At 71.0% G+C, this 14,387-nt stretch carries 11 protein-coding genes and 1 CRISPR repeat array; of the genes, 4 read left to right on the top strand and 7 right to left on the bottom strand.

Annotated elements, in window-relative coordinates; all coding sequences use genetic code 11:
- The first annotated feature begins 2 nt into the window (after positions 1–2).
- The gene (locus EDD29_RS09620) at positions 3–464 is read left to right on the top strand and encodes an NUDIX hydrolase (protein WP_170201334.1); all 462 of its coding nucleotides are present in this window, start codon (positions 3–5) and stop codon (positions 462–464) included.
- A gap of 285 nt (positions 465–749) precedes the next feature.
- A CRISPR array of direct repeats spans positions 750–2,768; the repeat unit is 29 nt; unit sequence GTTCGCTCCGCGCAGGCGGAGGTGGTCCG.
- A gap of 277 nt (positions 2,769–3,045) precedes the next feature.
- Here the strand turns inward: EDD29_RS09620 and EDD29_RS09615 are convergent.
- Together EDD29_RS09615 and EDD29_RS09610 are read right to left on the bottom strand one after the other, a co-directional pair.
- Positions 3,046–4,377 carry a tyrosine-type recombinase/integrase gene (locus EDD29_RS09615; RefSeq protein ID WP_123664063.1) on the bottom strand — a complete coding sequence of 444 codons (1,332 nt, stop codon included), beginning with the start codon at positions 4,375–4,377 and terminating at the stop codon, positions 3,046–3,048.
- A 647-nt stretch (positions 4,378–5,024) separates the two neighbouring features.
- Complete coding sequence (locus tag EDD29_RS09610; RefSeq protein ID WP_123664062.1) at positions 5,025–5,945, bottom strand: antibiotic biosynthesis monooxygenase; 921 nt, start codon at positions 5,943–5,945, stop codon at positions 5,025–5,027.
- A 130-nt stretch (positions 5,946–6,075) separates the two neighbouring features.
- Between EDD29_RS09610 and EDD29_RS09605 the strand changes: the two genes are divergently transcribed.
- On the top strand, positions 6,076–6,642 hold the full coding sequence (locus tag EDD29_RS09605) for a nucleoside deaminase (protein ID WP_123664061.1): 567 nt from the start codon (positions 6,076–6,078) through the stop codon (positions 6,640–6,642).
- Between the two features lie 301 nt (positions 6,643–6,943).
- Here EDD29_RS09605 and EDD29_RS09600 read toward each other — a convergent pair whose 3' ends face one another.
- Complete coding sequence (locus EDD29_RS09600; RefSeq protein ID WP_211359616.1) at positions 6,944–7,396, bottom strand: carboxymuconolactone decarboxylase family protein; 453 nt, start codon at positions 7,394–7,396, stop codon at positions 6,944–6,946.
- Positions 7,397–7,442: 46 nt separating this feature from the next.
- Here EDD29_RS09600 and pdxR point away from each other — a divergent pair, with 46 nt between their 5' ends.
- Complete coding sequence (gene pdxR / locus EDD29_RS09595) at positions 7,443–8,858, top strand: MocR-like pyridoxine biosynthesis transcription factor PdxR (RefSeq protein ID WP_123664059.1); 1,416 nt, start codon at positions 7,443–7,445, stop codon at positions 8,856–8,858.
- Between the two features lie 289 nt (positions 8,859–9,147).
- Entirely contained in the window at positions 9,148–9,963 is an 816-nt protein-coding gene (locus EDD29_RS09590) for an endonuclease/exonuclease/phosphatase family protein (protein ID WP_148085913.1), read from the top strand.
- A 19-nt stretch (positions 9,964–9,982) separates the two neighbouring features.
- Here the strand turns inward: EDD29_RS09590 and EDD29_RS09585 are convergent, their stop codons facing one another.
- From EDD29_RS09585 to EDD29_RS09570, 4 genes are read right to left on the bottom strand one after another with little or no spacing between them, the layout of a single operon-like run.
- Entirely contained in the window at positions 9,983–11,455 is a 1,473-nt protein-coding gene (locus EDD29_RS09585) for an FGGY-family carbohydrate kinase (RefSeq protein ID WP_123664057.1), read from the bottom strand.
- Entirely contained in the window at positions 11,452–12,252 is an 801-nt protein-coding gene (locus tag EDD29_RS09580; protein WP_123664056.1) for a BtpA/SgcQ family protein, read from the bottom strand. Before EDD29_RS09580 ends, EDD29_RS09585 begins: the two co-directional genes overlap by 4 nt.
- Positions 12,249–13,049 (bottom strand): DeoR/GlpR family DNA-binding transcription regulator, encoded by an 801-nt coding sequence (locus EDD29_RS09575; RefSeq protein WP_123664055.1) that lies wholly within the window; start codon positions 13,047–13,049, stop codon positions 12,249–12,251. The genes EDD29_RS09580 and EDD29_RS09575 overlap by 4 nt, the downstream gene beginning before the upstream one ends.
- Entirely contained in the window at positions 13,046–14,386 is a 1,341-nt protein-coding gene (locus tag EDD29_RS09570; RefSeq protein ID WP_123664054.1) for an amidohydrolase family protein, read from the bottom strand. Before EDD29_RS09570 ends, EDD29_RS09575 begins: the two co-directional genes overlap by 4 nt.
- Position 14,387 lies beyond the last annotated feature (1 nt).

Raw genomic sequence — 14,387 nt, 5'->3', positions numbered from 1 at the left:
CCATGACCACGCCGCCCATCCGCAAAGCCGCCCGCGCCATCCTCCTCGACCCCGAACACCGGGTCCTGCTCCTGCGCTACGACGAGAACGGCGGCTTCTGGGCGACTCCAGGCGGCTCCCTCGACCCCGGCGAAACGCCACAGACGGCGCTCGCCCGCGAACTCCGCGAGGAACTCGGCATCACCGCTGTCGACCTCGGCCCCGAACTTGCGATCCGCACCAAAGACCACCCCGTCGGCGGCCGCCCCGCACGTCAGGTCGAGACCTACTTCGCCGCACACATCGCCCTCGACCAGGTCCGCCCCGAGCAAGCCAGCCACCCCGACAACATCCAAGAACACCGCTGGTGGACCCTGACCGACATCACCAAGGCCGACCAAACGATCTATCCCATACAACTCGGAGACATCGTCCGGGACTACCTGGAAACCGGACCACCCGCACACCCGGTCTCCCTGACCTGATCACCCAAAGCCAGGCCGATCTTCGCGTAGCGGACGCAGAGATCGTCCGCCCACCACACCCTGGAGATCTCGCGCTCCGAAGGAGCGTCGGTCGCGAACTCGAAGGGTCCGGACAGCCGTCCGGTGCGCTACCGGCTGAGGACGTCAGACATCGGCGCAGACAACGGTCACTGAACGTCCACACCACTCCAAGCCCAACCACTACCGTCAGTTGTATGACGGTTCTCCGCACTCTCCCAACATCTCAAATCGATAACCCCGCCCTTTAGCCGCAGGTCGCGAAGGGTTCGCTCCGCGCAGGCGGAGGTGGTCCGCCGCCCGCGCCGCCGAGCGTCCCGCACCTGGGGTCTGTTTAGCGAATGGTGGGACAGGTTGTTGTTGCTGTTCGCTCCGCGCAGGCGGAGGTGGTCCGCGTCCTACCGCGAGGGGGTCGGGATGTTCGACGTTCGCTCCGCGCAGGCGGAGGTGGTCCGGCGTTGTCGCGGGTGACCTGGATCGCGCGGTCGTTCGCTCCGCGCAGGCGGAGGTGGTCCGGATCTGCGCGGGCTGGTGATCCCAGCCCTGGAGTTCGCTCCGCGCAGGCGGAGGTGGTCCGGTCGTGCGCCAGTACCTCGACAGCCTCGGCCTGTTCGCTCCGCGCAGGCGGAGGTGGTCCGACCACGTGGGTGCGTGAGAACGCCGCGCCCGAGTTCGCTCCGCGCAGGCGGAGGTGGTCCGCCGGTCGTCGGCTACTTCATGGACGTCGCGGTGTTCGCTCCGCGCAGGCGGAGGTGGTCCGTTCATCGGATGGGGCGGGCGGTGGCCGATCGGGTTCGCTCCGCGCAGGCGGAGGTGGTCCGGGAGGCCACTGCATTGGCCGTCACCGATCGCTGTTCGCTCCGCGCAGGCGGAGGTGGTCCGCTGCGGATCACGCAGGCGCCGGCCTCGTCGGTGTTCGCTCCGCGCAGGCGGAGGTGGTCCGGGTCGCCACGGGGTCAGGGTCCGCGGCGAGGGGTTCGCTCCGCGCAGGCGGAGGTGGTCCACCCTGTGGGGGATCTGGTCCGCCCTCGCACGCGTTCGCTCCGCGCAGGCGGAGGTGGTCCGTCCGCATGGCTGTGCCCGAGGCCACCCGGTGCGTTCGCTCCGCGCAGGCGGAGGTGGTCCGAGGAGCCCCTCGCGGATGCGCTCGGTGGTACCGTTCGCTCCGCGCAGGCGGAGGTGGTCCGGCCAACCCCGTCAGCGAGGGCGGGAACGTCGCGTTCGCTCCGCGCAGACGGAGGTGGTCCGCCGGTGCAGGTGGCTCCGGTGCTGCGGCTGGTGTTCGCTCCGCGCAGGCGGAGGTGGTCCGGAGCGCGAGGAGATCGCGGCCCAGCTCGAAGAGTTCGCTCCGCGCAGGCGGAGGTGGTCCGGTGTCCGCGCTCATGGGCAAGCCGTTCATGCCGTTCGCTCCGCGCAGGCGGAGGTGGTCCGAGTTCGATCGCGACGGCGTTGCGCTTGGCCGGGTTCGCTCCGCGCAGGCGGAGGTGGTCCGTGGCTGTTCGCCTGGGCGGTGGAGCCGTTCATGTTCGCTCCGCGCAGGCGGAGGTGGTCCGCAGCCGGTTCTCGTGGTCCCGTTCACCAGGGCGTTCGCTCCGCGCAGGCGGAGGTGGTCCGGCGTAATCGCGCTGGTTGTTACCGGAGAAGAGGTTCGCTCCGCGCAGGCGGAGGTGGTCCGATCTTCTCGTACTGGGCGCGTTCCGCGCTCTCGTTCGCTCCGCGCAGGCGGAGGTGATCCGGTGTACGGGTTCTGGTTCAGGTTCATGAAGTCGTTCGCTCCGCGCAGGCGGAGGTGGTCCGACGGGCCTGACGTTCATGGTCATGGCTGAGCCGTTCGCTCCGCGCAGGCGGAGGTGGTCCGACGCGGAACTCGCTCAGGGTCGTCACGATCAGGTTCGCTCCGCGCAGGCGGAGGTGGTCCGAACCTCAAGCGGATCGAGCTGAGGCTCGCCCTGTTCGCTCCGCGCAGGCGGAGGTGGTCCGAGGCCATCCCGTCCGCGCTGTGGACGTCCCTCGTTCGCTCCGCGCAGGCGGAGGTGGTCCGACGATCAGCACGATCGGGTTGCCCGCCATAGCGTTCGCTCCGCGCAGGCGGAGGTGGTCCGCCCCCCAATCGCCTACTACGGCGCCAAGGTCACGTTCGCTCCGCGCAGGCGGAGGTGGTCCGGCGACCACCAGGGAGCTCAAGAAGGTCACCCAGTTCGCTCCGCGCAGGCGGAGGCGGTCCGGTCTGCGTGGCGCTCGCGCGGATCCGCCACCAGTTCGCTCCGCGCAGGCGGAGGTGGTCCGGGGCGACGCGCGTACGCACGACGCGCAAGTATTCCGACCCGCGCAGGTGTGGGACTTGATCCGTTGATGCCTGCAGCGACGGCTTCCTGCACGAGCAGATCCTCGGGGGCTTCGACCGGGTGAATCCGTGAAGCCTGACCATGCTCGCGGCCTATCGGAGCGAGCATGGTCAGGCGTACTCGAGGAAGTCATCTGAAAGGAGCACACCCAGCAGAGATGTCGCACGGCTGGCCGCGACTGTGTCTCGTTTGCCGACCAGCGTCATCGAGCGTGACGGCTACCTGGTGCGGGAGCGGGTTCGGGCCAGGGCGTCGAGGGCGGTGTCGTCGGCATCGGGGAGGGTGTGGAGGTATTTCTCGGTGGTGGAGATGCTGCCGTGGCCTAGGCGTTCTTTGACGACTTGGAGGTCGGCGCCGCCGGCTAGGAGCCAGGAGGCGTGGGCGTGGCGGAGGTCGTGCATTCGGACTTTGAAGTCCAGGCCGGAGGTTTTGAGGGCGGGGCGCCAGATGTGGTCGCGGAACCAGCGGCGGGGGATGTGGCCGTCGGTGTCCCAGGTGCGGGGGTTGCGGGGGTGGTCTTTGCCGGTGCGGCGGCGTTGGGCGCGGTAGGTGGCGTAGGCGCCTCTGCAGTGGTGGCAGCGGCATTTTCCGGCGGAGTAGGCGCTGAGGGTGCCGTGTCGGTAGCTTCGGCCGGCGGCGTTCGGGTCCGTTAGGCCGAGGGGAGTCGTCTGGTCGGGAATCGTCTTCAAGGCCGGTGCTTCTTCCTGGTGGAGGAAGAGCAGGTCTTCGGGGCCCAGCTTCTTGCTCTCGACGTGGTGCTTGAGCTTGGCGGTCATGTGGGGGCTGAGTTTGAAGCGGCGGAACTCGCGGTCCTTGGGGTACTGCTTGACGAGGAACCGCTTGCCCTGCGGGTGGTTCTTGGGGTTGAGCTCGACGACCGTTCGGCTCACGGTGACGATGCGGGTCGTCAGGTCGATGTCCTTGACTCGCAATTCGGTGAGTTCGCCCCAGCGCATTCCGCTCTCGATTGCGGTTTCGGCGAGGAGGCGGGCGTCGTCTGAGGAGAGGGCGACGTAGAGCTTGTCGAACTCCTCGGGGGCGACGATGCGCAGGGGCTTCTTCGGGACCGTCGGGGTCTTCACTCCCTTGCAGGGGTGGAGGACGGTGATCTGGTCGTTCAGGGCGGTGGTGAAGATGCCGCTGAGGATGGACTTGTTGAGGCGGATGACGGCGGGTGAGCAGCCGCGGTCGTGCTGGTCCTTCACCCAGGCGCGCACGTCGCTCGGCATGATCTCGATCATGCGCAGGGGGCCGAACCAGTCCATGATGTGCGCGTAGATCGAGTACGTGTAGCCCTCTCGGGTCGTGGCCTCCATGACGTGGTTCGGGAGCCACTCCTCTTCCACGTATCTTCGGAACCTCTGTCTCTTTCGGGCCGGATCGCCCGTGTGGCCTTCGGCCGCCTTGGCCTCCTCCTTCTGCCAGGCTTTGTCGGCTTCTTTCTTGGTGGCGAACGTTCCTGCGGACAGTTCCCTGCCGCGGAGGTCGGTGTAGTAGGCCGTGTACCTCGGCTTGCCGTTCTTGGCAGCACGCTTCCGGGAGAACCCCATGTCGCACCTCATGATCGTCTGACCGTCGTTTGACCGTGGACTGTGAGCGAGCGCCTGGCACCGACTGCTACGGACCAACAGATGATCAAGCGCTCTACCTGCAGTTTCTCCCAAAGTCGACGATTACTCAAGGTGAATGATGAACCACACCAAGCGACTGGGGGTCAAGGGGTCGCAGGTTCAAATCCTGTCGTCCCGACGGATGACGGGCTCGCTGAGTACGGGGGGAATCCCTGCTCAGCGGGCCTTTTTCGTCTCTACCAAGATCTCAACCGGCCGTCAGTGATGATCTTTGCTGGGATCGCTGGGGGACGTCGCGCCCGCAGACGGTCCGGGGCCCGGTGCCTCACCTGCACCTCCGACGTCGGTCTGGCGGGCACCGCCTTTCTCGGCCGCCTGGACCCGCGAGAGCCCTTCCAGCTCGGGCCTCTCGACCACACCGTCTGGGTTCCACCGCCGCTTCTCCCTCGACGACTGGCTCCTGTTCGGCACCCGCGGCCTCGGCCACACCTCCGACCGGGACCTCTCCCACGGCACGTTGTGCACCCGCACCGGAGATCTCGTCGCCTCCGTGTCCCGATCCGCCCGATCGCCCGCCGCTGACGCCGGCTCCCGGCCCCGGTCGCGCCTTGGCGCGGGGCGGCGGATCAGCGGGTGATCAGGGCGAAGATCGCGATGAGGACCAGGTAGCACAGGATGATGGCGGCGGTGCCGAAGCGGCGCGGGGCGGGGGAGCCTGGGCGGGCCGTCAGCCAGGCGGCGAAGACGCGGTTCACGAGGGGCATGGCGAACCAGGTGAGGACGGAGATGCTGAGGACGTTGCTCAGGAAGAGCGACAGATAGTCGGGGATGCCGGCTTTTTGGAACAGTTTTCCCGCGGTGAGGTTCAGGATCATCACCGTGGGATAGAGGGCGAGCAGGACGGACATCGCCTGCTTCCAATTCGGTGGAACGCCACTGGACTCCTCGTCGTCGAAGCGGAACCAGCCACTGAACGCGGAGCGGACTTTCTGCACGTCATAATCCGCGAAGGTGCTGCGGCCCTCTTTCAGGAGGCTCGCGCGCTCCTCGGATTCCAGCCACCGGTCGAGATGTTCCCGGGTGTCGAAGCGGACCGCGGCGACCCAGCGGTCCTGGACGCCGGGGACGGGCTCGAACAGCTCGAAGCCCATGAAGCCCGGGAAGCCCTCCTGCGCCTTGCGCACCTTGGCCTGCCACCGCGCGAAGTCCTGCTCCTTGCCCGGCAGCACCTCGTGGGAGATGACCGCGGTGACGATGTCGCGGGTCGGTGCCTCGCCGGCCATGACCTCCTGGCGGGGCGGCGCGTCGAACAGGTGCCCGCCCTGTTCCAGCATCCCGCGGCGGACGTCGGAGTCCAGCCAGGCGGTCAGCCGGTCGATGTCGGAGAAGCGGTAGACCACGACCCACACGTCGCCCTCGCCGTCCGCGGGCGGGTGCAGTTCGCTGTCCTCGAACCCGGCGAAACCGCGTGCGAGATCGGTGACCTTCTCCTGCCAGCGCCGGTATTCGTTTTCCTTTTCCGCGGCGACTTTCAGGGAGATGACCACTGTCGCGACTTTGCCGCTCAACTCGTGACCGGCGCTGCAATTCACGTCTGCTAGCCTAGGCGAGAAAGGTCTGGGGGGAGCCGTCCGAAAAGGCAAAGAAATGGGAATACATCGGATCGGAGGTTAGGCCATGGAACATAAAGAGCTGCTGAACGAAGCGGTCGAGCTGGCCAAGGAATCCGTCGAGAAAGGTTGGGGAGGTCCCTTCGGGGCGGTGATCTCCCGGGACGGCGAGATCGTCGCCCGCGGGCAGAACCGGGTCCTGCTCACCGGTGATCCGACCGCCCACGCGGAGGTGGAGACCATCCGGAAGGCGGTCCAGGTGCTGAATCCGCGGGCGCCTTCCATCCCGGAGTCGCACCAGGACGAGTCCACGCTCGCGTTCATCCCCCGTCCGGAGGGCTCGCCCGACCCACTGCCCGAACGGGCACGGATGCTCACCGGCTGCTCGATCTACATCAGCGGGGCGCCGTGCCCGATGTGCATGAGCGCCATCTACTGGTCGCGGATCGACTCGGTCTTCTACAGCTGCGACCTGGAGGACACCCGCCGGATCGGCTTCGACGACGCCTTCCAGTACGAGGACTTCCAGAAGTCCCTCGACCAGCGGCGGATCGCGATCAAGCAGATCCACCCGGAGCTGGGGGCCGAGGCGTACCGCTCCTGGACCGACAAGCCCGACCACCACCCGTACTGACCGCGTGGTCCGGATCCGAGGCCCGGAGCCTCACGGTGCCGCGGGCAGGACGGATCCGTCCTGCCCGGAACGTCCGCCGGCCCCGCCCGGTCAGGCGGGCCCGGCCTGTTCGCGCGGGGATTCTTGAGGACCTTCCCGGAGGCGTCGCGCAGCAGCACCTCGACGATGTCGGGGCGGGCGACCGAACTCTCCCGGCCTCCACGCCCGTCGAACGGGAAGGGCGGCGGCGCACGTGGAGGGCGGCCGCCGCCCTGGAGGAAGGTGCCCCGCCGGGCCGGGGGTCATGGGGCGGCGGGCCGGGTCACGCGGTGCCCGGGGTCTTGCGGGTGGTGACGTTCAGCCTGTTCCACGTGTTGGCCGTGCAGATCAGGGCGATGAGCTGGGCGAGTTCCCGCTCGTCGAACTCCTCGGCCGCCTCGTCCCAGACCGCGTCGGACACCCCTTCGGGAAGCCGGGTCATCGCCTCGGTGAGGGCGAGGGCGGCCCGCTCCTTGACGGTGTAGAGGCTGGACTCCTCCCAGGCGCTGAGCTGGTAGACGCGTTCTTCCGTCTCGCCCGCCTTGCGGGCGTCGGAGGCGTGGTAGTCGATGCAGTACACGCAGCGGTTGATCTGGGAGGCGCGGATCTGCACGAGCTCGACGAGCACCGGGTCGAGCCCTTCCCGGGCCGCCCCGTCGAGGGCCAGGACGGCCTTGAAGACCCGGGGGGCGGCCTTGCCGAAGTTCATGCGCTGGGGGACCTGGAATGTCGTCATGTGTTCACCGTAGGGCGGTCAGTGACTGGACATAGGGTGCATTTCCATGCGGGATTCATGGGTCACTTCGGCGGCGGAGCCTTCGAGAGGCGGCGGCGATCTGCACCTCGAGCTGACGGGCGGCGGGAGCATCCGGGTCCGGCTCATGCACGCGCTGCGGGAGGCCGTCCGCTCGGGCAGGCTCGCGCCGGGCGCCCGGCTGCCCTCCTACCGGACGCTCTCCGCCGATCTCGGCATCGCCCGCAACACCGTCGCCGAGGCCTACGCCGAACTCGTCGCCGAGGGATGGCTGACCGCCCGTCAGGGATCGGGGACCCGGGTCGCCCGGCGGTCGGCGCCTCCGCCGCCCGTCCGCCGGGCCGCGTCGGCTCCGCGGCGCGGCCCGATCCACGATCTGGCGCCGAGTTCCCCCGACGCCTCCGCCTTCCCCCGCGCCGCGTGGCTGGCGGCCGCCCGCCGCGCGCTGACCGCCGCGCCGAGCGAGGCCTTCGGGCCCGGCGACCCGCGCGGCCGGCCGGAACTGCGGCGCGCGCTCGCCGACTACCTGACGCGCGCCCGAGGGGTGCGCGCCGACGCCGAGCGGATCGTGGTCTGCGCCGGCTTCGCGCACGGCCTGCGGCTGCTCGGCGCGATCCTGCCGGACACCGTCGCCGTGGAGTCCTACGGTCTGGCCTTCCACCGCGACCTGCTGCGAGAGGCCGGAAAGCGGACGGCGCCGCTGGAGGTCGACGAGCGCGGCGCCCGTGTCGCCGGGCTGCCCGGCACCGGGGCGGGGGCGGTGCTGCTCACCCCGGCGCACCAGTACCCGCTCGGCGGCCCGCTGCACGCCGCGCGCAGGGCAGAGGTCATCGACTGGGCCCACGGGACCGGCGGCCTCGTCCTGGAGGACGACTACGACGGCGAGTTCCGCTATGACCGGCAGCCTGTCGGCGCCGTGCAGGGCCTCGACCCCGATCGCGTGGTCTACCTCGGTTCGGCGAGCAAGAGCCTGTCGCCCGCGCTGCGCATGGGCTGGATGGTGCTGCCCGACCGGCTCATCGACGACGTACTGGCCGCCAAGGGGCCGCGCGAGTTCTGGTCCGGGTCGCTCGACCAGCTCACACTCGCCGACTTCATCGCCCGCGGCGCCTACGAACGGCATCTGCGCGCCATGCGGCGCACCTACGGACGGCGCAGGGATCTGCTGGTGCGGGCTCTCGCCGAGCACGCGCCGCACATCCGGGTCACCGGCATCGCCGCGGGGCTGCACGCGGTCCTCACCCTGCCGCCCGGCACCGAGCCCGCCGCGCTGTCCGCGGCCCGCAGGCAACGCCTCGCCGTCGACGGCCTGTCCGCCTACCGGCATCCCGAGAGCACCATGCCGCCCGGCGACGGCCTCGTCGTCGGCTACGGCACCCCGCCCGAGCACTCCTTCGCGGCGGCCCTGCACGCCCTGTGCCTCGCCCTGCCCGCACGACCTTAGGCGAAGGGGCACTCACGGCGCCGACATGAAAGACGGTCGCCCCTTGCGGACGGTCCATGGCATGCGCTCCGCGCCGGCCTGGTCCGGTGCCGCCTGCGATTCTCTGGGCGACGCTCCGGAAAATGTTGATCTTTGGTGCCATACTCGCGAACGGCGGACGTGGGGGTGGGAAGGGGCTGTTGTGCGGCGCTGGGTGAGTGGTGGGGTGTGGGGGTCGGTCGTGCTGTTCGCGGGGTGGGCGGTCGGGTGGGTGGTCGGGTGGGATCTGGGGTTTCGGTGGGTGCAGTTGGTGTCGTTCACGCCTTATGTGGCCGGGGTGTCGGTGGGCGTGCCGGTCGTCGCTCTGGTTCTGCGCCGCTGGAAGGCGGCGGCGGTCGGGCTGGTCACGGCGCTGGTGCTGGTGGCCGGGGTGGTGCCCCGGGTGGTGGGGGACGGGGAGCCGGTGGCCGGCGGGCCGGAGGTGCGGGCGTTGAGTGTGAACACGCTGCATGGGCGGACGCGGCCAGGGCGGATTCTCGAGCTGGTGCGGGAGTTGCGGCCGGATGTGCTGTCGGTGCAGGAGCTCTGGACCGAGGACCGGGCGGAGCTCGATCGGCTCGGGCTTCAGGAGGTGCTGCCGCACCGGCTCGACGGGACCAACGGGACGTCGCTGTTCTCGCGGTATCCGGTGGTCTCCCCCGGGCCGTCGCCCGGCGGGTCGGTGCGGGGGGAGGTGACGGTGCCGGGGTTCGCCGAGCCCGTCGAGGTGGTCGCGGTGCACACGTGCGCGCCGGTCCATCCGGGGAAGGCGGAGTGCTGGCGGGCGAGCCAGGCCACGGTGCCCGCCGCCACCCCGGACGGAAGGATCCGGATCCTCGTCGGCGACTTCAACGCCACCTTCGACCACGCCACGTTCCGCCGCGTGCTGGACACCGGGTACCGGAGCGCGAGCGCGGCACTCGGCGACGGCCTGGAGGCCACCTGGCACGCCCGCGCCCACCCGCTCCCCGGCATCGTGATCGACCACGTGCTGGCCGACCGGCGCGTCGCCGTCCTCGGCTACGCCACCCGCGCCCTGCCCGGCAGCGACCACCGCGCGGTCTACGCCCGCCTCCGCCTGCCCTGACCCGGACGGCCCCGCCGCGTCAGCCGGAGCCGCGGGACAGGGCCCGCATGGTGGGGGCGGTGGCTTCGCCCAGGGCGCGCCACTGGCGGTAGGCGTCGTCGTAGCGGGAGGTGAGGACCGGGTTCGGGTCGATCACGGGGCCGGGCCTGACGAAGGCGTCGATCGCTTGCCAGCCGGGGAGGGCGGACCCGCCGACGGCGGCGGCCACGGCGGCGCCGAGGGCGGCGCCGGGGTGGTCGCGGAGGGTGCGGAGGGGGGTGCCCAGGACGTCGGCGTGGATCTGCTTCCAGAGGGCGGAGGTGGCGCCGCCGTTGGTGATGCTGGCGGTGGTCAGGGCGATGCCGCGGGCGCGCAGGACGTCGGCGTTGTGCCGGAAGCCGAAGGCGATGCCCTCCAGGGCGGCGCGGTGCAGGTCGTGTCGATCGTGGCCGAGGTGGAGGCCGGCGAAGACGCCGCGGAGGAGGGGGTCGTTGAGCGGGGTCTTCTCGCCGAGGAAGTAGGGCAGGCAGAGGAGGGAGGCGGCCTCGCGCCGGCTCGCCCCGTCGTCCAGGGAGGCGAGGTCGTCTTCGCCGAGGAGCGCCTGGACCCAGCGGACGAGGCTGCCGCTGGTGGCCATGCAGCCGTTGGGGAGCCACAGGCCGTCGACGGGGTGGCGGTCCAGGTAGAAGCGGTCGTCGCTGACGGGCTCGGCGCTGACGGCGAGGATGTCGCCCGCGCCGCCGAGCTTCACCAGCCAGTCGCCGGGCGAGGTGAGCCCGGCGCCGTAGGCGGACAGGACGTGGTCGGCCCCGCCCACGACGAGGGGGATCCCCTGCGGCAGGCCGGTCCGCGCGGAGGCGGCGGCGCTCAGCTCCCCCACGACGGTCCCGCCGGACGCCACCGGGGGAAGGCGGTCCCCCACCCCGCCCGCGGCGACGGCCGGGCCGAACGGCCGCCCGTCGAGGTCGAAGAGCCCCGATTCGATGGCCCAGTTGAGCTCGACGTGGGGGCGTGCGCCCAGCCCCGTCAGGACCGCGTCGTAGGAGCCGAGCACCGTCGCGGTCCTGTCCCAGACGTCGGGTTCGTGGGTCCGCAGCCAGCGGGTCGTGGGCGCCACGGACTGCTGGGTCACCGGCGATCCGGTGCGCCGCAGCACGTCGGCGTCGCGCAGCAGCTCCCCGACCTCCGCGACCTCGGTGACCGCGCGCGCGTCGTTCTGGAGGATCGCCTTCCGCAGCGGCCTGCCCGACGCGTCGAGGCACACCACCGCCGGGACCATGCCGGTGGTCGCCACGCCGACGACCCGGGCGACGTCGATCCGCGACGCGAGCTCGGCGAGGACGTCGGCGACGTTGGCCGACCACTGCCCCGGATCGGCCTCGGCCCAGCCCGGCCGGGGCGAGCCCAGCGCGTTGCCGCGGCCCGCCTCGGCGACGATCCCCCGCTCGACGTCCAGGGCCACCCCCTTCACGCCGGTCGTGCCGACGTCGATCCCGAAGGCGATCGCGCTCACGCGCGCGCCACCTCGACGAAGCGCCGGGCCCGGTCGGCGTCCACCGGGTTCCAGGTGTGCCCGTCGACCTTGAGTGACGAACCGACGACGCACCCATCGGCGATCTTGAGCAGTTCCGCGATGTTCTCCTCGCGCGCCCCGGTATTGAGCAGCACGGGGACCTCGTCAGGCACGCTCTCGCGCACCTCCCGCAGGGTCTGCGCGGCGGGTTCGGCCCCGGCCATCGGCCCGGACACGAGGATCACGTCGGCGAGGCTCGACACGACCGTCGAACGCGCCATCTGGGCGGGGGTCCGGGAGCCGATCGGGGAGGCGAACTCCGGCGTCACGTTCATGAAGATCGCGAGGTCCTCGTGGTCGAGGCGGCGGCGCTCGCGCAGGGTGTGCGCGGCGTTGGTGTGCCACAGGCCCATGTCGGACTCCCACACCCCCGTCACGACCTCCCGCATGAAGCGCGCGCCCGTCGCGACCGCGGTCGCCAGCGCGATCCTGCTGTCCCAGAGGTAGTCGACGCCGAAGGGGATCGACGCGGGACGGCACTCGGTGACGACCCGCGCCATCACCGCCGCCGCCTCGGGCCCGGCCTCGAGCTCGTACGGCCGGTCGTTCTCGTTGCAGAACATGACGGCGTCGAACCCCGCGTCGACGAGCAGGGCCACATCGGCGTCGACCTGGTCGATGATGCCCTGGATGCCCGCTCCCGCGTCGTACAGGGGGGTGCCGGGGAGGGCGGGAAGATGCGCCATCGCGATCAGCGGCTTGTCGGCCGTGGAAAAGATCGCCGCGAAACGGTTCATGCGCTGTCTCCTGTTCGTTCGCCGGCGGTCGCGGGGGTCAGCACGACCTCCGCGCCGGCCGCGAGGGCCGCTTTGACCGTCGGGTGGTCCTGCGGGGCGTCGGTGACGAGGACGCCGACCGCGGTGATGGGGGCGATGTTGACCAGATGGACCCGGCCGAGCTTGGCGGCGTCCGCGCCGACCAGCAGCCGGGACGACGCGGCGAGCGCGGCGCGTTTCACGCTGGCCTCGCCCGGGTGGTACTCGGTGAGGCCCTTGTCGGCGTCGACGCCGGCCACCCCGATCACGAAGGTGTCGCAGTTGAAGCGTTCGAAGGTCCGCTCGGCGTCGTGGCCGATGAGACTGAGCTCGCCGGGACGGACGGTGCCGCCGGTCAGGATGACCTGGGTGTCCGGTTCGTCGGCGAGCGCGGTCGCGACGGGGAGGCTCGGCGTGATCACGGTGAGCCCGAGGCCCCGGCCCCGGATGGCCTGGGCGACCCTGGCCACGGTGCTCCCGCTGTCGAGCACGACGGTCTCGCCGGGACTCAGCAGGCTCGCGATCGCGGTCGCGATGTCGTCCTTGCTGTCGGCGGCGAGGTCGGCGCGCAGGCCGTAGGAGGGTTCGAAGGCCGTCGCCGAGACGGGGATCGCGCCGCCGGAGACCCGCCGGACGACGCCCTGCCGTTCGAGCGCGTCGATGTCGCGGCGCACCGTCATCTCCGAGACGTCGAACTCCTCGGCGAGGACGCTGAACTGGACCTCGCCGGTGCGGATCACCTGCTGCTCGATGAGTTTGCGGCGGTCCTGCGCGTTCATGTGCTGGTCTCCCTCGTCCCTCGGGCGTGCATCCTGGACGAGAGGATGTCGTAGTCGGCCTGCTGCCGCCGCGCCGCCGCCGCGAGATCGAGGGTGCGCACGGCCCGGTCGGCCATCAGCCACGCCCCGTCGGCCATCGAGTGCGTCACCGACGCGCCGGAGGTGCCGTAGACCAGCGCGGCCTCCAGCGACTGGGCGCCCACCGGGCCGCGGGCGATCTCGGTGACGGGGACCGCGATCAGGTCGGCGACGGCCCCGGCGACGAGCCGTCCGTCGTCCGGGCCGCCCGCGAGGGCCCGGTGGCCGCCGACGGTGGCGATCTCCAGGATCTCCCGCGAGGTCACCTGGTCGGGCACGCGCGAGGTGAACGCCGCGAGCTTCCCCAGGGTCCGCATCTCCTCGAAGAGGTCGGTGTTGGTGTTGTTGCAGACGTTGTCCGAGCCGAGCGCGACGAGCACGCCGTGGTCCAGCGCGGCCCTGACGGGCGCGGCGGGCACCCCGCTCATCATCGCGACGCTCGGGATCACGGTCATCGCCGCGCGCGTCCCGGCGAGCAGCGGAAGCTGGTCGACGGGCACCGTGGTGCAGTGCGCGAGGATCGTCGGGACGTCCAGCATCCCCAGGTCCCGCAGCACCTCGAGCGCGGAGCGTCCGTAGTGCTCATGGCACCACTTCTCCTCCTCGCCGGAGGTGGCGAAGTGGACGTGGAGGCCCGCGTCCAGGCGGCGGGCCAGCGCGAGTTCTGCGGCCATCGCCTCCGGGGTGTTGTCGACGAAGTAGGCGTGCGGGCCCACCCACGCCGACACCCGGCCCCCCGGGGGGAGGCTCTCGGCGAAGCGCGTCGCGGCGGCGAGTTCCCTGGCGCGCGCCGTGTCGTCGCCGAGTTCCACGATGCCCCAGGCGATCCTGGCCCGGAGCCCGGACCGCTCGACGGTCGGCGCGATCTCGTCGGCGTAGAAGTACTGGTCGGCGAAGGCGGTGGTGCCGTGCCGGATCATGTCGCCGCACGAGACCGCGACGGACGCGGGCACCAGGTCGGGCGTCAGGTGCTCCTCCCTGCTGCGGAGGACGGTCAGGAACCCCTCCATCGACAGCAGCGAGTGCCCTTCCGCGGTCCCCCGCATCAGCGACATCGGGGTGTGCGCGTGCGCGTTCACCAGGCCGGGCAGGACGACCCGGGCGCCGAGATCGGTGACCCCCTGCCCGCTCGGACGGGGTCCGGTGACGGCGCCCGCCGAGAGGATCCGGCCGTCCGCGACCTCGACGGCCCCGGGAGACAGCACGGTGCCTTCCCCGTCGTTGACGAACACGTGGTCGGCGACGATCAGTTCCGCCATG

Origin of the sequence: Actinocorallia herbida (genome assembly GCF_003751225.1) — a bacterium.
Classification (GTDB): Bacteria; Actinomycetota; Actinomycetes; order Streptosporangiales; family Streptosporangiaceae; genus Actinocorallia; species Actinocorallia herbida.
Note: the sequence above shows the minus strand (reverse complement) of the source record. Positions and strands in the feature narration are given on the sequence as shown.

Coding starts and splice junctions, on each gene's coding strand:
- EDD29_RS09620 (WP_170201334.1), top strand. CDS start 3: ATGACCACGCCGCCCATCCGCAAAGCCGCCCGCGCCATCCTCCTCGAC.
- EDD29_RS09615 (WP_123664063.1), bottom strand. CDS start 4,377: ATGGGGTTCTCCCGGAAGCGTGCTGCCAAGAACGGCAAGCCGAGGTAC.
- EDD29_RS09605 (WP_123664061.1), top strand. CDS start 6,076: ATGGAACATAAAGAGCTGCTGAACGAAGCGGTCGAGCTGGCCAAGGAA.
- EDD29_RS09600 (WP_211359616.1), bottom strand. CDS start 7,396: ATGACGACATTCCAGGTCCCCCAGCGCATGAACTTCGGCAAGGCCGCC.
- pdxR (WP_123664059.1), top strand. CDS start 7,443: ATGCGGGATTCATGGGTCACTTCGGCGGCGGAGCCTTCGAGAGGCGGC.
- EDD29_RS09580 (WP_123664056.1), bottom strand. CDS start 12,252: ATGAACCGTTTCGCGGCGATCTTTTCCACGGCCGACAAGCCGCTGATC.
- EDD29_RS09575 (WP_123664055.1), bottom strand. CDS start 13,049: ATGAACGCGCAGGACCGCCGCAAACTCATCGAGCAGCAGGTGATCCGC.
- EDD29_RS09570 (WP_123664054.1), bottom strand. CDS start 14,386: ATGGCGGAACTGATCGTCGCCGACCACGTGTTCGTCAACGACGGGGAA.